The organism is Salinigranum salinum (assembly GCF_009176545.1).
Lineage (GTDB): Archaea > Halobacteriota > Halobacteria > Halobacteriales > Haloferacaceae > Salinigranum > Salinigranum salinum.
The window spans coordinates 1,612,626-1,633,830 of the sequence record NZ_VTOJ01000001.1; the positions used below are offsets into that span (position 1 = coordinate 1,612,626).

General features: G+C 67.7%; 22 protein-coding genes. 8 read left to right on the forward strand and 14 right to left on the reverse strand.

Annotated elements, in window-relative coordinates; genetic code table 11:
• The gene (gene lysW, locus FZP69_RS07665; RefSeq protein WP_152040735.1) at positions 1–165 is read right to left on the reverse strand and encodes a lysine biosynthesis protein LysW; all 165 of its coding nucleotides are present in this window, start codon (positions 163–165) and stop codon (positions 1–3) included.
• Between the two features lie 174 nt (positions 166–339).
• Complete coding sequence (locus tag FZP69_RS07670) at positions 340–1,479, reverse strand: site-2 protease family protein (protein ID WP_152040736.1); 1,140 nt, start codon at positions 1,477–1,479, stop codon at positions 340–342.
• Positions 1,480–1,656: 177 nt separating this feature from the next.
• Here FZP69_RS07670 and FZP69_RS07675 point away from each other — a divergent pair, with 177 nt between their 5' ends.
• On the forward strand, positions 1,657–2,067 hold the full coding sequence (locus FZP69_RS07675; RefSeq protein WP_152040737.1) for a DUF7522 family protein: 411 nt from the start codon (positions 1,657–1,659) through the stop codon (positions 2,065–2,067).
• 97 nt (positions 2,068–2,164) lie between these two features.
• Positions 2,165–2,419, forward strand: a complete 255-nt coding sequence (locus tag FZP69_RS07680) for a hypothetical protein (RefSeq protein WP_152040738.1) — start codon at positions 2,165–2,167, stop codon at positions 2,417–2,419.
• Between the two features lie 32 nt (positions 2,420–2,451).
• Here FZP69_RS07680 and FZP69_RS07685 read toward each other — a convergent pair whose 3' ends face one another.
• The 6 genes from FZP69_RS07685 to FZP69_RS07710 form a co-directional block, all read right to left on the reverse strand.
• Positions 2,452–3,363 carry a hypothetical protein gene (locus tag FZP69_RS07685; RefSeq protein WP_152040739.1) on the reverse strand — a complete coding sequence of 304 codons (912 nt, stop codon included), beginning with the start codon at positions 3,361–3,363 and terminating at the stop codon, positions 2,452–2,454.
• Positions 3,364–3,638: 275 nt separating this feature from the next.
• Positions 3,639–4,370 (reverse strand): hypothetical protein, encoded by a 732-nt coding sequence (locus tag FZP69_RS07690; protein WP_152040740.1) that lies wholly within the window; start codon positions 4,368–4,370, stop codon positions 3,639–3,641.
• 103 nt (positions 4,371–4,473) lie between these two features.
• The gene (locus FZP69_RS07695) at positions 4,474–7,161 is read right to left on the reverse strand and encodes an alkaline phosphatase PhoX (protein WP_152040741.1); all 2,688 of its coding nucleotides are present in this window, start codon (positions 7,159–7,161) and stop codon (positions 4,474–4,476) included.
• Between the two features lie 405 nt (positions 7,162–7,566).
• A complete protein-coding gene (locus FZP69_RS07700; RefSeq protein ID WP_152040742.1) occupies positions 7,567–7,995 on the reverse strand; it encodes a hypothetical protein in 429 nt (142 codons plus the stop codon).
• A gap of 275 nt (positions 7,996–8,270) precedes the next feature.
• The gene (locus FZP69_RS07705; RefSeq protein WP_192918501.1) at positions 8,271–10,409 is read right to left on the reverse strand and encodes an alkaline phosphatase PhoX; all 2,139 of its coding nucleotides are present in this window, start codon (positions 10,407–10,409) and stop codon (positions 8,271–8,273) included.
• 350 nt (positions 10,410–10,759) lie between these two features.
• Complete coding sequence (locus FZP69_RS07710) at positions 10,760–11,188, reverse strand: hypothetical protein (protein ID WP_152040743.1); 429 nt, start codon at positions 11,186–11,188, stop codon at positions 10,760–10,762.
• Positions 11,189–11,417: 229 nt separating this feature from the next.
• On the opposite strand from FZP69_RS07710, the gene FZP69_RS07715 reads away from it, so the two are divergent.
• Positions 11,418–11,828, forward strand: a complete 411-nt coding sequence (locus FZP69_RS07715; RefSeq protein ID WP_152040744.1) for a GlcG/HbpS family heme-binding protein — start codon at positions 11,418–11,420, stop codon at positions 11,826–11,828.
• An 81-nt stretch (positions 11,829–11,909) separates the two neighbouring features.
• Here FZP69_RS07715 and FZP69_RS07720 read toward each other — a convergent pair whose 3' ends face one another.
• On the reverse strand, positions 11,910–12,443 hold the full coding sequence (locus FZP69_RS07720) for a cob(I)yrinic acid a,c-diamide adenosyltransferase (protein WP_152040745.1): 534 nt from the start codon (positions 12,441–12,443) through the stop codon (positions 11,910–11,912).
• 318 nt (positions 12,444–12,761) lie between these two features.
• Between FZP69_RS07720 and FZP69_RS07725 the strand changes: the two genes are divergently transcribed.
• Together FZP69_RS07725 and FZP69_RS07730 are read left to right on the forward strand one after the other, a co-directional pair.
• The gene (locus FZP69_RS07725; protein WP_152040746.1) at positions 12,762–12,998 is read left to right on the forward strand and encodes a DUF7120 family protein; all 237 of its coding nucleotides are present in this window, start codon (positions 12,762–12,764) and stop codon (positions 12,996–12,998) included.
• A gap of 78 nt (positions 12,999–13,076) precedes the next feature.
• Positions 13,077–13,685 (forward strand): class I SAM-dependent methyltransferase, encoded by a 609-nt coding sequence (locus FZP69_RS07730; RefSeq protein ID WP_152040747.1) that lies wholly within the window; start codon positions 13,077–13,079, stop codon positions 13,683–13,685.
• 74 nt (positions 13,686–13,759) lie between these two features.
• Here the strand turns inward: FZP69_RS07730 and FZP69_RS07735 are convergent, their stop codons facing one another.
• The 3 genes from FZP69_RS07735 to FZP69_RS07745 form a co-directional block, all read right to left on the reverse strand.
• Complete coding sequence (locus FZP69_RS07735; protein WP_152040748.1) at positions 13,760–14,182, reverse strand: hypothetical protein; 423 nt, start codon at positions 14,180–14,182, stop codon at positions 13,760–13,762.
• Between the two features lie 79 nt (positions 14,183–14,261).
• The gene (locus FZP69_RS07740) at positions 14,262–14,570 is read right to left on the reverse strand and encodes a DUF5789 family protein (protein ID WP_152040749.1); all 309 of its coding nucleotides are present in this window, start codon (positions 14,568–14,570) and stop codon (positions 14,262–14,264) included.
• 129 nt (positions 14,571–14,699) lie between these two features.
• Positions 14,700–15,545, reverse strand: coding sequence for a DUF502 domain-containing protein (locus FZP69_RS07745; protein WP_240137495.1), 846 nt, complete (start codon positions 15,543–15,545; stop codon positions 14,700–14,702).
• A 185-nt stretch (positions 15,546–15,730) separates the two neighbouring features.
• Between FZP69_RS07745 and FZP69_RS07750 the strand changes: the two genes are divergently transcribed.
• A complete protein-coding gene (locus FZP69_RS07750) occupies positions 15,731–16,489 on the forward strand; it encodes a hypothetical protein (RefSeq protein ID WP_152040750.1) in 759 nt (252 codons plus the stop codon).
• A gap of 172 nt (positions 16,490–16,661) precedes the next feature.
• Entirely contained in the window at positions 16,662–17,186 is a 525-nt protein-coding gene (locus FZP69_RS07755) for a hypothetical protein (protein WP_152040751.1), read from the forward strand.
• Positions 17,187–17,292: 106 nt separating this feature from the next.
• Here FZP69_RS07755 and FZP69_RS07760 read toward each other — a convergent pair whose 3' ends face one another.
• Together FZP69_RS07760 and FZP69_RS07765 are read right to left on the reverse strand one after the other, a co-directional pair.
• Positions 17,293–18,807, reverse strand: a complete 1,515-nt coding sequence (locus tag FZP69_RS07760) for a PKD domain-containing protein (RefSeq protein ID WP_192918502.1) — start codon at positions 18,805–18,807, stop codon at positions 17,293–17,295.
• A gap of 188 nt (positions 18,808–18,995) precedes the next feature.
• The gene (locus FZP69_RS07765; RefSeq protein ID WP_152040753.1) at positions 18,996–20,570 is read right to left on the reverse strand and encodes a galactose oxidase-like domain-containing protein; all 1,575 of its coding nucleotides are present in this window, start codon (positions 20,568–20,570) and stop codon (positions 18,996–18,998) included.
• A gap of 97 nt (positions 20,571–20,667) precedes the next feature.
• Between FZP69_RS07765 and FZP69_RS07770 the strand changes: the two genes are divergently transcribed.
• Complete coding sequence (locus FZP69_RS07770; protein WP_152040754.1) at positions 20,668–21,183, forward strand: TIGR03668 family PPOX class F420-dependent oxidoreductase; 516 nt, start codon at positions 20,668–20,670, stop codon at positions 21,181–21,183.
• Positions 21,184–21,205 lie beyond the last annotated feature (22 nt).

Genomic DNA, 21,205 nt, shown 5'->3' on the forward strand with positions numbered 1-21,205 from the left:
TCACTCCCCCCAGTCCTCTTCGAGCTCGGGCGCCGCCTCCAGCGTCACGGGATCGTCGTCGACCACCTCCAGTTCGCTCCCACAGCCGTCGCAGTCGACGATCTCGCCGACCTCGACGCTCCCGGGGAGCGTCACCGCCGCGCCACACTCGGGGCAGTCGGTCATCGGCGGTCCCCGTCCGTGTCTTCGCTGCTGTGTCGATTCCAGGCTACGTGTTGTGGTACCATCTCGTCCGGGTGATGGCCACGAGTCCGCATAAAGACACCTCAGTCTCGGCGTCGGCGGGCCGACGGGAGGGGGCCGGGGTCGGTCCCGCGGCGGGCCGAGGACGCGAACGTGCTATCCGCCGAGACCGCTCCGGAAGCCACGCTGGATCGTCATGGCGTGCGCGTAGTCCGCCTGCGAGAGCAGGCCCACGACGTTCCCCTCCCGCAGGACGAGCGCGGCGTCGGCGCGAGCCTGGCTCAGCTGGGCGAGCACGTCGAACGCGTCGGCGGTCGCCTCGACGCGTGGCACCTCGCGCATGACGCTCTCGACGACCGTCGTCGTGCGGTCGCCCCGCCGCGAGCCGCGCAGATCGTCCAGCGTGACGATCCCGACGATCTCCCCGGCTCCGTCGGTGACCGCGTAGCTCGTCTGCCGGTCGCGCAGCATCCGCGTCCCGAGGTCGTCGACGGTGGTGTCGGCGGCGACCGTGTGGACGCCCTGAGCCATCACGTCGCCGACCGTGAGGCCGTCGAGGAGTTCGTCGAGGAGGACCGTGCGTGATTCGGTCGTCGCGGCCCCGTAGACGAACAGCGCGAGCAGGATCATCAGCAGCTGGAACGTGAGCACGCCGACGACGGCGAACAGGAACGCGAAGACGACACCGATCCGGCCGGCGATGCGCGTCGCCGTCCCGTACGGGCGCGAGCGGGCGAGTAGCGCGCGGAGGATACGCCCGCCGTCCATGGGAAACGCGGGAAGGAGGTTGAACACGGCCAGCACCACGTTCGTGATCGCGAGCCAGCCGACGACGAACCGCGGGACGGCGAGCGACCCCGGGACGACGAGGACGCCCACGTAGCAGACCGCGGCGACGAGGAGGCTCGTGATCGGCCCCGCGATGGCGATCCAGAACTCGCGGTTCCACTCCTTGGGGAGGCTCTTGAGCGAGGCGATCCCGCCGAGGATCCACAGCGTGATCGAGTCGATCTCGATCCCGTAGCGGAGCGCGACCCACGAGTGACCGAGTTCGTGGAGCGTCACGCTCACGAACAGACCCACCGCGGCCGTGACTCCGATGACCCACGGCGTCGCGCCCGCACGGAGGCCGACGAGGTCGAACCCGACGCCGGTGAGTCCCTCGATGAATCCGGCGTACACTTCGATCTGTCCGCCACTCCCGATCAACCACGCGAGGATCGGGAGGAACACCAGGAGCGAAGTGTTGATCCGGATCGGGATGTCCCACACGTCTGTGATAGTGTAGCTTCTCATGCCTCGACGTGTCACACATACAGGTATAAATCGCCCGCATCGTCGGACGAGGCGAACGGATACTCGCCGCGGGTGTCGACGAGGCGTCCTCGCGGGGCTGTCGACGGCACGATCTCCCGAGGATGGCCCGCTCCGGTGTCAACGGGATTATGGCACCCCGTGTCAGTATCGACGGACATGACGGAGTACCACACCGGTGTCGCAGAGGCAGTCGCAGATCAGCTCGTGAGCGCCGCACGAACCGGCCTCGGGGACTCGCTCCGGAGCGTCGTCTACTTCACGCCCTCGAAGTTCGACGTGCTCTACGTCCGCAAGGATCTGTACACCTCCGCGGAGGCGCTCGACCGGGCCAAGTCGACGCTCGTCGATCCCGAGATCGTCGGGTTCGCGGAGGCCTCAGTTCGTCGGGCGGACCGTGGTGACGACCGTTCGGACATCGGTCGGTACGGCTTCACCGTCCGGGTCCACGACGACGGCTACGTGCTGCGCGTGCTCGACGGGGATCGAGGGGTGCTCGCGACGACGGACAGCATGGACGTCGACGAGTTCGAGGAGACCGCGGTCGCGATCCGGAAGCTGCTCGGCTGATCGGCCACCGCCGGTCGGCTCTCGACCCGCGACTCGCGACGATCATCCGCGCGTCGAGCGACACAACCGTTGAATAGCTCCGTCCCCGAGAGCGGACGTGCCCGACACGTACGTCTGTTCGGACTGCCGTGGGACCACGGACCGGTCGTACGGGGTGCGGTACATTGTGGTGACCTGCGAGGCGTGTGGTCGACACAGTCGACACGTCCACGAGTCGCTGGTGTCGCTCCTCGACGCCGTCCCGGAAGACGACCGCCCCGACGACTGGGACGACCGGCCGCTCGACGAACGGCTGCTCGCCGCACTCGAGCAAGGGTACATCACGCTCGGCGACGCGCGCGTCACCGAGTGACGGCAGTCCCGACCACGGAGGCACGATCACGATCACGATCGGTCGCGCTCGTCGAGACCGCGGTCGTCGAGATACGCCCGCGTGCGCTCGGCGACCGCCGACCGGAACGCCCGGAGGTCGACATCGTCCCGACCGGTGAAGAGGCGGTCGTGGTGTGCCCTGACGACGATCTCAACGGTCCGCTCGAACAGCGCGTCGAACGTGAGCGGGCGGTTCTCCTCTCGGAGACGGGCGGCCACGGCGTCGAACCGCGCCGGCGTCGCGTGACGGCGAGCGAGCGACCGCGCGGCAGTTTCGGTATCCGACTCCGGCGCGTCGGGCTCGTCGCCTCGCCGGGCGTCGGCCGCGTCGTGTCGACGCGTGTCCGACCCCCCGCCGACCGCGGGGTTCGACAGCGCGGCGCGGAGCCCGGTCTTGTTACGGACGAGAACGCCCGCGACCGGCCCGTCGTACCACGTCGAGGAGGGAAAGGCGTACGCGTCGGGGTCGAAGTCGGCGGCACGGAGTTCTGCCTGGACCGTCTCGAGGGGATCGAGACCGAGTCGGCGGTAGATCTTCTCGACGCGGTCGGGGAGGAGGTAGCGGTCGGCGTCGGCGGACCAGACGTCGCTCCCGAGGAACGACGGCGTGCGCGCCCAGTCGTAGTCGACGCCGCGTCTGTGCATCGCGCGACCGAAGAACACCACCGACGTCACGTCGTCGACCGCGTCGCGGAGCGCCCCGCGGTCGAACCGCTCGCGCACGTGGCGGACGACGTGTCCGTACGCCGGCGGGACGTCGTCGCCGAACGTGCGGTGGTCGTCGGCGAAGCGGAGCCGACCGTCTTCGGCCAGGCGGAAACGGATCGGTGCACTGTCGACCAGTTCGTGGAGCCACAGGTGTCCCCGCTCGAACAGGGCCGGCGGGGCGTCGGCGACGGACGGACAGGGCGGGAACGCCTGCATGCGACTGTGAGCGTCGGCGGCCGGCGGGGAAACCGTTTCGCCTCTCGACTTCGAACCCCCGCCTCCGAGGGCGGTGCTGGCAACGGCGTGGAGAACGGCACCAGCAACGGTGACGAGAGAGACGGGTCGAAGCGTCGACGACGAGGAGCGCAGAGGAGAGATGGGAAGGAGGGCCAGCGCGCGGTACATCGGAGCGATCCGACTACCCCCTGCGAGAGCGGGGGGCGTCGGACGACCCGCAGGACGGCGAGGTGACCGGGGCGAGGGATCCGGCCTTACCGCCGTCGGCGGGCCACGAACGCGACGACGAACGCCAGAGCGAGCGCGGTCAGCACGAGCCCGCCGGCCGGGAGCGCGAAGGCCGTCGAGGTCGTCTCGTCGCCGCCAGCGTCGCCGGCGCTCGACGCCGCGGCGTCGGTGTCGTCGGTCGCGTCGTCCTCGCCGTCGCCGGAACTCGCCGCCGACCCGGACGCGTCGCTCGCCTCGGTCTCCGCGTCGGCGTCTCCGCCGACAGTGACCGTGCCGGCCTCGGTCGCCGGGTTCATCGTGCCGCCGCCGTCGGTGTCGAACTGGAGCGGCTCGACCGACAGTCCGGCCTCGCCGGCCGCCTCGCCGTTCAGTTCGACCGTCGCGAGCACGACCCCGGCGGCACCGGGCTGAACGTTCTCGCCGAGATCCGCGGCTTCGAGCGTGACGCTCGTGCCATCGTCGGCGATCTCCGGCTGCGAGGTCAGGCCGAACACGTCGGGGTAGCTCGCCCCCTCGACGGCTGCACCGTCGCCCTCGACGGTCAGCTCCAGGGCGTAGCCGGCCAGCCCGTCGGGTGCCGACGTGAGGACGACGTCGACGGTGGCGCTGTCGCCCGGCTCGACGGTCACGTCGGAGACGGTGATGGTCGGCTGGTCGGTCTGTGCGGTCACCGCGCCGGTCAGCGCCCCCGCGGCGAGGGCGACGACGATCGCGGCGACGACGGCGGTTCGGATGGGGTTCGTGGTGGATCGTGGCATGGGTTTCGGGTTCGGTGGTGGGTCGTGGGTCGTGGGTATCGAAAGAACGGAGAGGTGGGGGCAGTGACGGGAGCGTGATGCGCGCTCGTCCGTTGCCGGGTCGCTACTGTACTTCCTCGTACAGCGAGACGATGTCGTCGTAGTCGAGCTTGTCGTTCTCGTTGAAGTCGAACGCCCGCGCGTTCGACGTCACGCTCTGGCTCTCGAGGTTGTTGAACAGCAGCGCCACGTCGTCGTAGTCGACGCGGCCGTTGCCGTTGATGTCCTCGTAGAGACCGTCGCCGTCCGGATCCGTCGGCGACGCCGCGCTGCTGCCGATGCTGGACGGGCCGACCATGGCCACGCCGGAGCGGGGCTCGACCTCGATCGAGTTCCCCGCGTCGTCGTCGAGCGACGCGCTGGTGTCGACGTCGGTCGCCCCGGCGCCCATCCCGGTGAGCGTGACCGACCCGATCGTGAACTCGGTGCCCTCGGCCTGCATCGCCGCGTTCGTGTCGGCGAACCGCATTGTCACCGACGAGCCATCCTCGGAGACGGTCGGGTCCTCGGTGAGGCCGACCGCGTCGGCGTAGCTCGCGCCCGCGATCCCGACGACGCTCGTGTCGGCGACGCTCACGGTGATCTCGCCGCCAGCGATGCCGGCGGGGACGTGCTTGGCCACGACGTCCACCTCGACCGCGTCGCCCTGGCCGACGGCGGCGGAGCCGACGTAGATCTGGACGTTGGGCTGGTAGACGTACAGGCAGTCGTTGGGGTACGAGCGCTTCGACTCGTTGAAGCCGTCCTCGCAGCAGAGGACGCGCCCGTCGTCCATCACGTAGACGTTGTCGATGTTCCGGACCGAGTCGTTGGCGTCCTCGGGGCCGTCGGTGAAGTCGGGACCGACGATGACGGGCTCGAGCGTCGAGACGTCGTAGTGGGCGTCGAGCTCGCCGCGGTAGATCACGCCGCCGTCGACGCGATCCATCCGGATGTCGCCGGTCTCGTCGGCGAGGTCGTCGTTGAACTCGGAGATGCCGAAGTAGACGTAGTCACCGGGGCCAGCGTCGTCGCGGCTGTCGACGCCCTCGGCCTTGTTGAACTCGATCGACGCGCCGATCTCTTTCGCCGCGGCGCGGGTTTCGAGGAACGGCACTTTACGGAGCTCCTCGTCGACGCCGTCGGGGCCGTTCTGCTCGTACTGGCTGGCCCACTCGACGATCTCCTCGTTGGTGATGTAGTTCTGGTTGCCGTTCGCGATGACTTCCAGGTCGGCCTCCTCGAGTGCGTCGCCGACGCTCACGTCGGTGCCGATCTGGGAGGCATCGTAGTCGGTGTGCGCCGTGAGGTAGTCCATCTGGGTGACGTCGTCGTACGCGGCGATCCACTCCGCACACTCCGCGTTCGAGGCGTGACCCAGTTCGATCCACTCGATCTCGAGGTTGATCTCGGCCGGCGAGGCACGGGTGCCGGACTCGGCGACGTTCGCCGAATCGTTGGTGATCTTGGGGGCGTACAGCGTCCCCTCGATCTCCATCGGATCCTCGTAACTCGGGATCTCCTCGTCGGCGACGAACTTGTAGATGCCCTTCGAGTCGCCGTCCGAGCAGCCGTACACCGTCTTGAGGTCGTTCTCGAAGTCCGGCGCCTCCCAGGAGGCGCGGCCCATCACGTAGTATTTGACCGGCTGCGGCGGGTCGCCGGCGGGGTCGCGGAAGTCGACGTGGTAGCCGTAGTCGTACGGGTTCGGGTAGACGTCGCCGATCGGGGTGACGGTGTTCGAGTCGCCGGACTGGTCGACCTGCTCCGCGCCGAGGTAGTACGCGAGGAACTCGACGCCGGTCAGCGCCCAGTAGCCCTGGATGGACCAGCTGCTCCCGAGGTCGCCGTTGTCGGCGTAGTCGTTGACCGCACCCTGGATCGCCGAGGGGTTCGGTCGGTTCCAGAACTGACAGCCGCCGATGAGGCCTTCACCGGAGCCCGCCTCGACGATGTCGCCCACCGTGTTGGTCAGCGAGACGCGCGGATGTCCGTAGTTCTCCTCGGAGGAGACCATCGTGTCCCACGGCGTCTTGTTGCCGTAGCAGTTGATTCGGGTCCCGCCGAGTTCGCGGAATTCGTCCGTGTTGGCGAGGTTGATCGCGTTCTCTAGGTCGGACTCCCACTCGCCGTCTTCGGTCTGGCTGATCGGGATGCGGCTGATGTTGCCGGGGCTGTTCTCCCAGTTCGTGAAGAGGTACCCCTCGGTGCCCTCCTCGTTCGTGGCGACGAACTGGTTGCAGTCGGGGTTGGTCGCGGCCGCGCCGTACTGCGTGCCCGCGAAGTTGTCCGTCGTGATGTCGGTACCGTCGGGCGTCTGCGTCACGCCGAGGCGTTCCGTCCCGCCGTTGATCGAGTCCATCGACTTCCCGAGGTAGGTGTACTCGCCCACGCTGGAGCGGATCCGTCGCCGCTGGTCCTCGGTCTCCGGGATCGACAGCTCCGGGAAGTCGTCGTTGCTGCCGTTCAGCTCGAACTGGAAGCCGCTGAAGTAGCCCACACCCGGCGCGGAGAACGGCCCCGAGTTCTCCTCGCTCGGGTGCTGGTTGCTGTAGAGGAGCGATCCGTCCTCGAAGACGTACGGGCCCGTCACCTCGGCGCCGAACGCGGTGTTCGAGAACCGCTTGAGACTCCCCTTCACGCTCGGTGCACCCGGTGTGTCCGACTCCTCGATCTCGCTGTTGCTCGCACTCGCGACACCGCTGGCGACGCTCACGCCGAGCGCGGCGGCCACCGATGACGCCATCAGATTACGTCGACTGAAATCGACCATGCGAGTGGAGAGCATAACCGTTCGTTAAAAGCGTTTTATAATATAACTCTAGATTACAAGTACGGGACGTTACGCCGACAGGGTACTGCGAAGTGATATGCAGTGATGTGTGTACTCTGTACGTGTAAATATTATCACCTGACATAAACTACGGTCGGCGTACGACCGGCCTTCAGTCCGTCTGTCGGTCGATTTCGACCGAGAGAGCGAAGAAAACGGATGCGCTATCAGAACGAAGACTGGCAGGTACCGACAGTTAATCGGGCCGGGGAGCCACCGATTCCACGGTCCCGATTGGCTCGTCTCCGAATTACTATGAAAAATTATATTTCTGCGAAGTCATAAAAAACCATGATATATATGATCGGCCACGTACCGAGCCGGGCCCGACGGCGCGTCGGGCGCTCACTGCACACCCTGTTCCGCGGCACCGTCGCGGATCTCGTCGGCGCGGTCCTGCACGTTCGAGACGTACTGCTTGACCCTGTGGGGTTTCATCCCGAAGAACGAGGCGACCCACTCGAAGTCGGTGTGCGGCTGGGTGAGCATGTACGAGGCCAGCACGGCCCGCCCGGCTCCGATGATGACTGGCGGGACGCCGCGCTCGCCGGTTCCCTCCTCCGCGAACCCGTTCACGCAGAAGTAGACGTCGGCGTACAGCTCCGCCATCTCGGGGTCCGTGAACTCCACTCCCTGATGCTGAGGTGCCTCGAATCGGTAGCGCGGGTCGTCGTCGGCCGACGACTCGACCGTCACGATCCGGACGTCGAGGATGTACTGCTCGTGGACCGATTCGTGCGCCGCGTCGGTGGGCTGGTGGTCTGTCTTCGACATGGGTTGCGCCGGTCGTCGTCGCGCCGCCGGCTCGGCGAACACGACCACGATCACGTCGGGGACTGGCGGGGGCGCTGGGTAGTACGTTTATAATTCGGCTATATACCGGTGTGGAGGGGTCTGCGGGGGGGTCGATCGCTATTGACTCGTCGCCGCGGGAGTCGATCGACGACGATCGACCGGGGGTGACGGCGCGTCCTGCCCGGCGACCCCCGGCTGGCAGCGGGGACCGATCCGGAAGGGGCTGCGCGGAGCGACTCGCGCAGTACTCGGTATCAGTTCCCTCTCCCCGAACCGGTGCCCCGACCGGTGCCGACTCCCTTCCCTCCGCCACGGGCGGGGCTCTCTTCGGGTTCGTAGACGTAGAGACAGTCGTTCGGGTACGAGCGCTGGGACTCGTTGAAGCCGTCCTCGCAGCAGAGGACGCGCCCGTCGTCCATCACGTAGACGTTGTCGACGTTGCGGAGCGCGTCGTTGGCGACCTGGTGGTTGTCCGTGAAGTCCGGGCCGACGATGACGGGTTCGAGCGTCGAGACGTCGTAGTTCGTGTCGAGCTCGCCGCGGTAGACGACGCCGCCGTCGACGCGGTCCATCTGGACGTCGCCCGTCTCGTCGGCGAGCGCGTCGTTGAACTCGGAGATGCCGAAGTAGACGTAGTCGCCGGGACCGGCGTCGGAGACGCTGTCGACGCCCTCGGCCTTGTTGAACTCGATCGAGGCACCGATCTCTTTCGCCGCGGCGCGGGTCTCGAGGAACGGCACTTTACGGAGCTCCTCGTCGACCCCGTCGGGGCCGTTCTCCTCGTACTGGCTGGCCCACTCGACGATCTCCTGATCGGTGACGTAGTTCTGGTTGCCGTTCGCGATGACTTCGAGGTCGGCCTCCTCGAGCGCGTCGTCGACGCTCACGTCGGTGCCGATCTGGGAGGCATCGTAGTCGGTGTGCGCCGTGAGGTAGTCCATCTGGGTGACGTCGTCGTACGCGGCGATCCACTCCGCACACTCCGCGTTCGAGGCGTGACCCAGTTCGATCCACTCGACTTCGAGCGTGACGTCCCAGGGGGACGCACGCGGTGTCTGGCTCGTCGTCTCCTCCGTGTTGGTGATCTTGGGGGCGTACAGCGTCCCCTCGATCTCCATCGGATCCTCGTAACTCGGAATCTCCTCGTCGGCGACGAACTTGTAGATGCCCTTCGAGTCGCCGTCCGAACAGCCGTACACCGTCTTGAGATCGTTCTGGAAGTCGGGTGCCTCCCAGGAGGCGCGACCCATCACGTAGTACGTGACCGGCTGTGGCGGGTCGCCGGCGGGGTCGCGGAAGTCGACGTGGTAGCCGTAGTCGTACGGGTTCGGGTAGACGTCCCCGATCGGTTCCAGCGTATTCTCGTCGGTGACTGGGTCCGCACCGAGGTAGTACGCGAGGAACTCGACACCGGCCAGTGCGAAGGCACCCTGCGGGTACCAGCTGCTCTCGAGGGCACCGTTCTCGGCGTAGTCGCCGATGACCCCCGGAATCGACGCGGGGTTCGGACGGTTCCAGAACTGTGCGGCACCGACGAGTCCCTCGCCGGAGCCCGCCTCGACGATGTCGCCAACGGTGTTGGTCAGGGAGACGCGCGGGTGGGCGTAGTTCTCCTCGGAGGAGACCATCGTGTTCCACGGCGTCTTGTCGCCGTAGCAGTTGATTCGCGTCCCGCCGAGTTCGCGGAATTCGTCCGTGTTGGCGAGGTTGATCGCGTTCTCTAGGTCGGACTCCCACTCGCCGTCCCAGGTCCGAGTGAGCGGGATGCGCGAGACGTTGCCGGGGCTGTTCTCCCAGTTCGTGAACAGGTATCCGTCGGGCTCTGCCTCGTCCGGCGCCTCGACGAACTGGTTACAGTCGGGGTTGGTGGCGGCAGCCCCATACTGGGTGCCCGCGAAGTTGTCCATCGTGATGTCGGTGCCGTCGGGCGTCTGCGTCACGCCGAGGCGCTCCGCTTCGTCGTTGATGTCCTCGCGGGCCTGGCCGAGCATCACGTACTCGCCCTCGCTGCTCCGGACCGTCCGCTGTTGCGCCCTCGTGTTCGGAATCGACAGCTCGTCGAAGTCGTCGTTGTCGCCGTCCAAGTCGAACTGGAAGCCCCGGAAGTACCCGACGCCGGCCCGGTCGTACGGCTCCTCGTTCTCCTCCGTGTTCGGATGCTGGAGGCTGTACAGGAGCGATCCGTCGTCGAAGACGAACGGGCCGGTGACCTCCGCGCCGAACGCGGTGTTCGAGAACCGTTTCAACTCGCCCAGCACGCTGGGCGCGCGGGGTGTGTTCGACTCCTCGACCTCGGTTTCGCTCGCCCTCGCCTCCTCGCTCCCGACCACGCTGGCGCCGAGCGCGGCTGCCGTCGAGGTGGCCATCAGCTTTCGTCGGCTGAGATCTACCATGATCGTTAATGGATAAGCAATCGTATCAGTCTTTTTATAATATGTGCCAAAAGTAGCCGGTTGGATTATGTCCCCGGTCAGAGGAGGCGTCGATCGGTGGAGGACAGAACGAACCGACGAACGCGGAACGAGCCAGTAGATGGATTGAAACGAGTGATTTCCGGACTTTCGGGGAGAACGGGGCCCGTGTATTGCGTCGAGGGCCGGTGCTGCGGGACGCCACCGAACGCCGTGGGTTCGACACCGAGTTCATATAACGAATTCGAAATGTTATTGTAGAATCGAATTATATATCTATCTATAACTCGGCGAACGCTCCGCCAAGCACCCCCTCGTGGTCGGGGGATCACTCACGCCACGTCCTGCTCTCTCACGCCCGCCCGGACCTCGTCTGCCTGCCCCTGGACCCACTCGACGTACTTGCGGACGCGATGCGGTTTCTTTCCGAAGAACGACGCAACCCAGTCGCGGTCCGTCCCCGGCAGGGTGAGAAAGTACGCCGCCAGCACCGCTCGGCCGGCACCGATGACTTCGGGTGGAATCCCGCGTTCGCCCGTCCCCTCCTCGACGAATCCGTTCGTGCAGAAGTAGACGTCGGCGTACAGCGTCGCCAGTTCGGGATCCGCGAACTCCCGTCCCTGGTGGTCCGGCGCCTCGAACCGGTATCGTGGGCCGTCCGCCTCCGGCGAGGAGACCTCGACGACACGGACGCCGAGGACGTACTCCTCGTGGATCGATTCGCGTTCTTCGCCGTGGGGTGGGTCGTCTGGGGTCGACATGGGAGCTCTCCGTTCGACACCGCCCGCCCAAGTCGGTGCGCGACGCCTGGCCGCGTCGGAACACCACGCTGCAGTGGCGGGAACGACACCGTCTCGTCACTTCAGTGTTTGGCCTCGGGTGGACCTCACGGTCGAATCCGCGTCACCGGGGACCGATCGTCGACCACATAATGTCAGAAGAGCACCAACAGTTAACCCGGTGGGAGACGACCGAACACCCGGATCCGAGATGACAGACGTGACACTCGACGTGGCGAAACAGCTCGTCGCAGCCGCGGAGGAGAAGGCCGACGAGATCGACGTACCGATGTGTATCGCGGTGCTCGACGACGGGGCGAACCTCGTCGCCTTCCACCGGATGGACGACGCGCTCCTCGCCAGCGTCGACATCGCACGGAACAAGGCGTACACGGCGGTGACGCTGAAGATGGACACCGAGGCGGTGTGGGAGGCCGCTCAGCCCGGAGAGTCGTTGTACGGGATCGGCGAGACGAACGACGGCCGGATCGTCACCTTCGGCGGCGGAATCCCCCTGGAAGCCGACGGGACGGTGGTCGGCGGGGTCGGCGTCTCCGGCGGGAGCGTCGAGGAGGACGTGACGGTCGCGTCGGCCGCGGTCGAGGCGTTCGACACGGCGTAGCGGTCCACCACGGGGCCGCCCGTTACTGGGCTCTCCCGGCGATCGAACCGGGCTCGACGGGGAGACTCGCGCAGGCGGCCGTCAGTAGGTGGGGTTCTCCTCCGGCACGCCGTCGCGCGCGTTCACGAGCCGGGCCAGCACGAACAGGAGGTCGGACAGCCGATTCAGGTACGTGATGGCCTCGCCGTTTATCTCTTCCTCGTTGGCGAGGTAGACGGCCCGTCGTTCGGCCCGACGACAGACGGCGCGTGCGTGGTGGAGCCGCGCACCGGCGTCGCCACCGCCGGGCAGGACGAACGACGTGAGCGGGTCGAGTTCTTCGTCGGCCGTGTCGATCCACTCTTCGACGGCCTCGACGTGTGTGTCGCGGACGACGGGGTCGTCGTCGTCGGGGTCGGGGTTGGCCAGATCCGCCTGGACGATGTGCAGGTGGTTCTGGACCGTCGTGAGCCATCCGTCGACGTCGTCGTAGCCGGTCGGGCGGACGCGTCCGATCAGGCAGTTCACCTCGTCTACGTTGCCGTAGGCCTCGATACGTGGGTGTGCTTTCGAGACCCGGGAGAGGTCCCGGAGATCGGTCTCTCCCTCGTCGCCGCGGCGGGTGTATATCTTCATGGGTTGGGTGAGAACTCCGTGGTTCGTGTCGCGTGTTCGACCGACGCCGGCGAGCCCCCTCGCGGGAGCCACCGGGCGTCTCGCGCGGGTGAGTAGCGCCCGGACGCGTCAGTCGTCGAAACGTACACGCAGGACGGCCGGCCGACGCATAAACGTGCGGGCCGCGCGTGCGAGTCGCGAGTCGACGCGGGTCGGTAGCCGCCAGCCGGCGCGTGCGTGTCGATCACTGCCGGTCGGGGGCTCGGACGGTCGACATGGATCGCACCAGTGGTCGGTGAGAGCGCACATTTATCACCCGTGCATCTCTGACTAGCGTGCATGTCCAAAGTCGAAGTCTCGTTGCCGGACCGCATCGACAGCGAGATCCGCCGGCTCGTCGACCAGGGCGAGTTCGTCAACCAGGACCAGGCCGTCGAGGAGCTGCTCTCGATGGGGATGTCCGCGTACAACACCACGACGGACACCCAAGAGCCCGAACAGAACCTCTTCTCACAGGCCGTCGAGGATCAGCAAGACCCCGCCGCGACCGACACGGGCGACGACTACTCGTTCTGACGGCCCGGCCGACCGTTCGACGTGGACGCGCGTCCCCGCCGCGGTGGACTCATGTGCCGGACGGCCCTACCCGGAGCCATGCGGCCCGTGCTCTCCGAGGACGAACGGAGTCGGCTCGACGACCGGCCCGATCGGACGTTCTACGACCAGCCGCGGTTCGTCACGCACGCCGACGACGCGTTCCTCGACCGGCTGACCGACCTCTACGACGAGGTACTCGCCCCCGGTGACCGCGTGTTCGACGCGATGGGCAGCTGGGTGTCGCACCTCCCCGAGGAGTCGTACCACGTGGTCGGCCACGGACTCAACGCCGACGAACTCGCGGCGAACGCCCGTCTCGACGAGTGGTTCGTCCAGGACCTGAACGCCGATCCGGCGCTCCCACGACCCGACGCCGCGTTCGACGCCGTGCTCTGTGCGCTCTCCGTCCAGTACCTCCAGTTCCCCGCCCGCGTCTTCGCCGAGTTCCGCCGCGTGCTCGCGGCCGACGGGGTTCTCGTCGTGAGCTTCTCGAACCGGCTGTTTCCGAGGAAGGCCGTCCGGGCGTGGCGCGCCGCCTCGATGGACGGACGCGTCGACCTGCTCCACCGCTATCTCGACGCCGCTGGCGGCTTCGACCGCCGGACCGTGCTCCGCGAGCGGCCGGGGGCCGACCCGTTCTACGCGGTCGTCGCCCACGCGACCTGACGCCACCGTGACGGGCCGAACGCAGGCGTGCAGGCGTTCGACCGGGTCGGTTCCTCTGTCGCGCCGCGCCGCCGTCAGCTCTGGAACGGTTCGTCGTCGCGGTGGTTGTCGACGTTCTCCTGCTCGGCCGCCTCGTCCGCGCGGTGGTTCGCCTGCGGGTCCACGACCTCGTCGTAGTGGCGTTCGGAGGCGCGCCGTCGTTCCGTTCGTCGCTCGTCGGCCAGGTCAGGCTCCTCGTCGGTCTCGGCCACACGGTCGCGGTCGACGAACGCGAAGTCAGCGCCGTCGACCAAGAGGGCGAGACGACCGTTCTCGAACGCGGTGAAGAACCTCGTCCACTCGATGCGGTCGTCGGGGTCGTCCGCGAAACTGAAGCCGACCGGTACGCCCGACTCCGCCCGTGAGCGGATGGGGATCGCCCCATGCGTCTCGGCCCACGTCCTGATGGTGGCGTCGTCGATCAGTACCGCTCGCGAACCGGGTTTCGGATCGGTCACGTTCGAACGTGTGGGCGTCCGGTGTCCAAGCGACGATGCCTGCACTCGCAGGCGGCGGACGTCTCCCGGCGTCCCGTGATCAGAACGAGTCGTCGGCCGTCGCGGTCGTCCCGGTCCCACGGTCCGTGTACTCCTCGCGGCCGACGGCCTCCGAACCGACGAGCGCGTAGACGGCGTCGACGACCGCCTCGCTCGACTCGAACGTCGTCGACTCTCGCGGGGCGAGCACGGTACGGAGGGTCGTCCGTCCGCCTTCGAGATCCAGCGTCCGGTCACCGTACGTGGCCAGGAGTTCGTCCTCCGTGACGGGGTAGTCGAGCCGTTCGAGGTCGTCGCCGAGGCCACGGAGATCGATACCGCCGATCCGGTCGTCGGTCGAATCGTTCACACGAGCGTCGAGACGTTCCTCGGAGGTGTCACTGCTGCCAGCACGTGCAAGGTCGGAGGCGCTCGGCCGGATCGACGACCGGAACCCCGTGCTGCCCGGTTCGCCGACCGGAGACGATCGATGGCTGCGTCACGTCTGTCTCCGGTCCGGCTCGTCCGTCCGAGTCTCCTCGGGGGTCACTGCGGATCGGATCGTGTCGATGTCGGCGACCGCCCCCAGGTCGTCCACGGAGGGGCGATCCGCTCCGTCGACGTCCTCGCCGGCCGCGACACCGCTCGTCAGGATGCTCCTGATCCCCTCCTCGACGCTCATGTCGACGTCGTAGATCCGGGAGCGAGGGACGTGCGTGAGGAACCCCCCGGTGACGGGGTTGGGTGCCATCGGGAGGAACATCGTGACCATCTCCTCACCCCCGGTCGCCGTCTCGACCGACGTCGGCGACGGCCCCGTCTCGAAGCCGATCACGTAGAGGTCGTCGCCGAGACACTGGACCAGTTTGACCTCCTTGAAGTCGTCGGCGTCGTTGTCGAGCATCGCGTCGCTCATCCGCCGGAAGCTCCCGTACACCGTGCCCACGCCCGGGATGGAGGTGATGGCGAGGTCGACGTAGTCGATGACCATCTCGCCGTACCGGTTGTGGCCGACGGTGCCGACGAGCACGACCACGCTCAGGAGGACGATGACCGTGACGAGTTCGGTGAAGAAGTCGACCACGTTCGAGTACAGCCCCAGTTCGACCAGGAGCACGCCGAACTCCGAGCGCGCGAACCAGCCGATGACGTCGAGCCACTGCAGGAGGGCGATGACGGGGCTGAGGGCGTCCGTGAGGAGATCGACCGTCATGTCGATCAGGTAGATCGTGATCACGACCGGAACGAGGATGGTAAAGCCGGTCAGCAGCACTTCGAGCGCCGTCTGGTAGACACCTTTGCTCGCCTCGACCGGCGTGGACGACGTCCGCGGGTCGTTGCTCACGAGTGCACCTCGTCCGGAGCGGGTCGCGTCCCGAGCGGTTCTGTTTCTCTTTCAGTCATGGAGTAACCGTGTCGTTCCGTGGTATAAGCGCTTCAGCTTGCACGTCCCGACGGGTGAGTCGGTACGGTTCCGGTGCGGGCCCGTGCCGAACGCTTAACAGCCCCACCACACGAACCGGCGACAGCATGGGAGCGACACTGCTGTCGAGCGTCGTCGCCGGGATCAGGTACGACCTCCGAACGCTCCACGGTCTCTGGATGGCGCTGGCCTTCCCGCAGCTCCGGGAGTCACATCCCGTGATGGGCCGGTGGCGACCCGAGACGACTGCCCAGGAGGCGGCCTACCGGGGGTGGGCCGTGCTCGGCGGGATCGGACTCCTGATCGGCTATCCGTTGACGGTGCTCGGGTTCGCGATCCGGTTTTACGTCCGCCGTCTCGACCGGACCACGACGCGACTCGGTGTCGTCGGCACCGTGATCCTGGCGGTGCTCGTCTGGGGTGCACTGACCGCGGTCGCGCGCCTTCGGTTCTCCCCGGAGGGGTTCCTGGCCGTCGCCGCCGCGGGGTCGGTGGCCGTCGTCGCGACGGTCCTCGCGCTCGGGTTCGCCCGGCTGGGCGGGCGACTGACGACGGTCGTGTTCGCGTATCCGCTCGCCGTCGTCGCCGTCTTCCTCCCGCCGGTCGTCGCCGCGCTGTACTCCCCGACGCTCGCGGGCGTCGTCTTCCCCGAGAGCGACTCGCTCGCCATCTGGCTGCTCGACAGCGTGCTCGTGGTCGGAAACCTCAACGCGCTGCTCAGAGCCCGGTTCGAACTCGTCGGCTTCGCCTACGTGGGGATGTGGAGCGGGATCGCCGTCCCGATCGGCTGGACGCTCGGACTGCTGGTGACGCTCGCGAACCTGGTGCGGCCGAGCGGAGACGCCGACGAAGACGCCGACGCGTAGCCGAAACGGGACACGCACGGCTGTCGGCGGCCGAGAGCGACGACGTGGCGTGTTCCAGTTCCCCCCCCCGCTCGATGGACCGAGCACGCCCCCCGTCCCGCGGCCCTGCGGTAGGGTTATGTCGTTTCGTGTACACTGTTAACACGATACGTGTGACCGGAGGGGGATATCGATGACAGAGACAGAGAGACCGGGCGTCACGACGGGGCAGTCAGAGAGCGAGACCACACACGAGCCGTGGTACACGCGTCGTCGGGGCATCGTGATCATCGGGTTCTACGCCGTGTTGACGGCGTTCGCGGGGCTGATCGCCATGGGGTACACCGATCCGGTCCTCGTCGAGGAGAGCTCGTACTACCAGGAGAACCCGATCGCGATCCCGCCGTACATCTACGTCTACGCGTTCATGGGGGCGATGGCGTACGTGTTCACGACGCTCCTCGTCAACGTCGACGCCGATACGAAGACGATCGCCCGCATCGGCCTCCGCGTACCCGCCGCGCTGTTGCTCGTGACCGGCGTCTACCTCCTCGGGTCGATGCTCGAACTTGTTCCGGGGACGCCGGCCGAGAAGGCGGGCCTGGCGTTCCTGGTCGGGCTGTTCGTCAAGCACGCCCTGAAGGGGCTCTCGACGATCTCGATGCGGATGTATCCCGGCGAGCCGAAAGAGCTGTTCAGGGAGCGTCCGGGGACCTGAGACGGATTCGCTGGCAGGTAAAGCGGGACGCGTCTCGGTTCGTACACGCGAGCGGCGGGTGATGACGGCGGAGCCAGACCCGGCCCCGACGACCGATCCGAACGCTTTAGTCGGAGTCGACCGGCCCGCCGCCCTCGTTCGCTCCGCTGTCCGTCGTTCCGTCCGTGTCCTCGGCCAGCTCGGACACCGCGGCGTCGACGAGCGTGACGCCGTCGACGTCGGTGACGACGATCCGCTCGCTCTCGCCGGACCAGATCGGCTCCGTCGCGCCCCAGGACACCACGCCGGGCCGTTCGGGGACGTCTCCCGTGACGAGCGTGAGCGACGCGCCCGGGGCGATCCCGACGCCCCAGTCGAAGGTGTACTCGTGACCGCGGTCGCTCCGAACCGTGACCCCGGAGAGGTCGAACTGTCTCTCGCCGGGGTTCTCGAACACGACGGTCTCTCGACCGAGATCGCGCACCCCGGAGGGGAGGACGGTGATCCGGTCGATCAGGAGGTCGTCGGAGCGGGAGTCGTCGTCGCGGTCGGTGTCGTCCCAGTCGGTCTCGATGCCGGGGTCCTCGATCGCGACCTGGACGGTCAGCACGAGGATCAGCACGCCGACGGTCGCGACCACGAGTCGGGTGAACGGGGTGATCGGTCCACGGACCGGGACGAGCGCCTCGTCCGATCCCACCACGCCGGTGTCGGTGCCGACCGTGAGCGTCACCGACGCGGGACCGGCGGCGTCGAACGTGTAGGTGACTGTCGGCCCCGTCCGGTCGGTCTCCCCGTCGCCGTCGAAGTCCCACTCGTACGTGATGGGGCGGTCTCGGGGGAGATTCGTGGCCGACGCCTCGAACGTGACGGAGTCACCGACCGTCGGCCGCTCGGGCGTGAACGAGACGGAGACGTCCGGCGATGGCGTCTCGGTCGGTGTCGGCGTGGGGGTGGCCGTCGGCGTCTCGGTCGGTGTCGGCGTTGGCGTCTCGGTCGGTGTCGGCGTTGGCGTGGCGGTCGGTGTCGGCGTGGTAGTGGCGGTCGGTGTGGCCGTCGGTGTCTCGGTCGGCGTAGCCGTCGCGGTCGGTGTGGCCGTCGCGGTCGGTGTGGCAGTCGGCGTCGGCGTGGCAGTCGGCGTCGGCGTTAACGGTTCGACCGCGACGGAACAGGCGTGCCACAGGTCGGGTGAGTTCTGGTCGTCTTCGCCCCGGTACGCGGGCCACAGGACCCAGGTACCCCCGGAGACGGTGATCTCGGTGTCGACGGAGACGATCTCGCCTTCCTCGAGCGAACTCCCGCCGGCTGTCCGTCCGTACGCCCCGTCTCCCTCCGGACTTTCGGTGCTCACGAAGACGCCTTCGTCGGTGAAGTTGAACGGGTCGCTGTCGACGTTCCGCAGCGAGAACGTCACTCGAAGTTCGTCGCCCGCGCGGACCGGGTCCGTCGGCGCGATCACGAGGAAGCTCCCGAGCTCGAGTTCGTGGTCGGTCGGGTCCGATCCCTGGGACGAACACACGACGTTGGCGCGCTGTTGCTGTGCGTCGGCCACCCCCCAGAGCACGCTACAGCACAGGACGAGGACGACGAGTCGACTGGCGACGGTCAGCCAGCGCGCTCGTCTCTCGGTGTCTGTGGACACGGATCCGGTCTCCGTCCGGACAGAGAACACCTAGACGCATATACATGATCGGAGGTGACAGCGGCACCGACTGTCGGGGCTGGAGGGAACGTCGAGTCCGGATCGAACGTCGAATCGGGATCGAACGTCGAATCGGGACCGAACGTCTGGTCCGGACGGATCGTCGACGCCCGAACCGACCGGCCGCCTCACGCGTCCGTCGTCGGGCCGATCCGGACGAACGGTGCCTCGGATGGAACGCCGTCGCGGAGGACGAACAGCAGGTAGTAGCCGGGCGGCAGGAGGTTCGGCTCGTCGGGGACAGACAGCGCGAGGACACCGTCGCGTCGGTCGTCGATCGGGAGTTCGACGAGGCGCTGGTCGGTGTTGAGACAGTGCGTCGTCGACGACTGCCGGATCACGACGACCTCGTCCACGTCGGCCGCGTCCGGCGTCTCGACCTCGAAGGGTTGCCCGTAGTCGACGTGGTCGGGGGCGGTGTCGACGGTCGGTCGCGGCCCCCTGAACAGGTACGGCGGCCGGTACGTCTCGATCCGGAGTTCGTCGACCCGGCGCGCCGGATTGCTCCCTGCCGTGAGGACCCGCCCGTCGGGGAGCAACAGCGCGTTCGAGTGGTAGAGTCGGTCGACGGCCATCTCGGCGAGCCGCGTCCACGTCTCGGTCTCGGGGTCGAACAGTTCGGCCTCGTGGACGGCGTTCGGTGCCGGCGCGACCTCACCCGTCTCGGGGTCGTAACCAGCGTCGTGGACGTGGCCCTTCTTGCCAGTCCGACCGCCCATCACGAACACGGAGCCGTCGGGGAGCAGGACGGCGTACGCGTAGTACCGGGCGTGAGCCATCGGCTCGACGGACCGCCACCGGGGCGTCGGTGCGCCGAGGTCGATGAGCTCGGTGTTGGCGACCGCCTCGTCCCCCGTCGGCGTCCCTCCGCCCGCGAGGAGCACGCGTGGGCGGTAGTCGTCCTCCGGTCGCAGGGGGAGGAGGACGGACGCGCCCTCCTCGCGCTCCTGTTCGTTGGGGAGACCGTAGTCAGTCCACTCGCACGTCTCCAGGTCGAGGACCGCCGTCGGGAACGCACCCAGCGAGAACGGGAACGTGTAGTGGGTGTTGTACGATCCCGCGTAGAAGACGGTGCCGTCGGGGAGGAGGTGTAGTCGCGGGTACAGCGGGAGCCACCGGCCGGCACCGCGAACGACCTGCCACCCCTCGCCCGGCGTGTACCGCTCGAGTTTGCGGAGGACGACCCACGGTGGATACTTGCTGAACCCGGCCGCGGTCAACACGCTCCCGTCGCCGAGCGTCACCAGCGTCGGATACCACCGACCGGCGTGGAGGTCCTGTACCCGCGTCCACCGCTCGTCGTCGGGGTCGAAGACGTACGCCTGATCGAGGCCGCTGAACGGCGGGAAGGCGGGCTCCTCGGGCAGCCCCGGGATGGCTGACAGGTCGGGCAGGGGGATGCCGCCGTCGTAGCGGTACGTGCCGCCCGCGGCGAGGAGTCGACCGTCGGCGAGGAACGTGTGGCCGACGCAGAAGAGGTCGCCGCCCAGCTCCTGCTCGACGACCTCGACGGTGCCGCTCTGTGGGTCGAACAGCTCCGCGGGGTGTGGGTCGTGGAGGTGGTACTCGTCGTTGCCCGAGCCGCCGAAGGCGAGCACCTTCCCGGTGTGTAACAGGGCGATGTGGATCGGGAGGTGTTCGAATCGGTGTTCGACGGGCTCCCACTCCCCGCGCTCCGCCGGTGGACCGGTGTCGTCTGGCATCTCCAACGAGTTAGAACGTCTACAGGTCGTATAAGCGTATGCCTCCGGTGGCGACCGTCGGCGGGAGTGGTTTCGTCCTCCCCGCCGTTGGTGGAGTATGTTCGATGCACGTGCGCGCCAGTATCTCGCCGCCGCGCCGCTCGGTCGGCTGGCGACGGCCGACGTCGCGGCCCGTCCCCACGTCGTCCCTGTCTGTTTCGCGCTCGTCGGGGACGACCTCGTCACGCCGATCGACGAGAAACCGAAGGCCACCGCCGTCGACGACCTGCGGCGGCTCAGGGACGTCGCCGAGAACCCACGGGTGGCGCTGGTGGTCGACCACTACGCCGACGACTGGTCCCGGCTCGGCTGGCTCCTGGTGCGTGGGACGGCCGTCCGGGTCGATCCCGACGACTCGTTCCACCCCAGAGGGGTGACCGCGCTCCGGGCCAAGTACGACCAGTACGCGGACCACGCGCTCGAGGAACGGCCGCTCCTCCGGATAGAGCCCGCGAGCGTCCTGACGTGGGGGCGTCTCTCACATCCGACCGACGCGGGTGAACGCGACGGCGAGAGCACGGGGTCGTTCGACGACGGCAGCAGCGAGGGCGAAGACTCGACAGGGACGAGATGAATCGACGGCGCGGGCGTCGAGC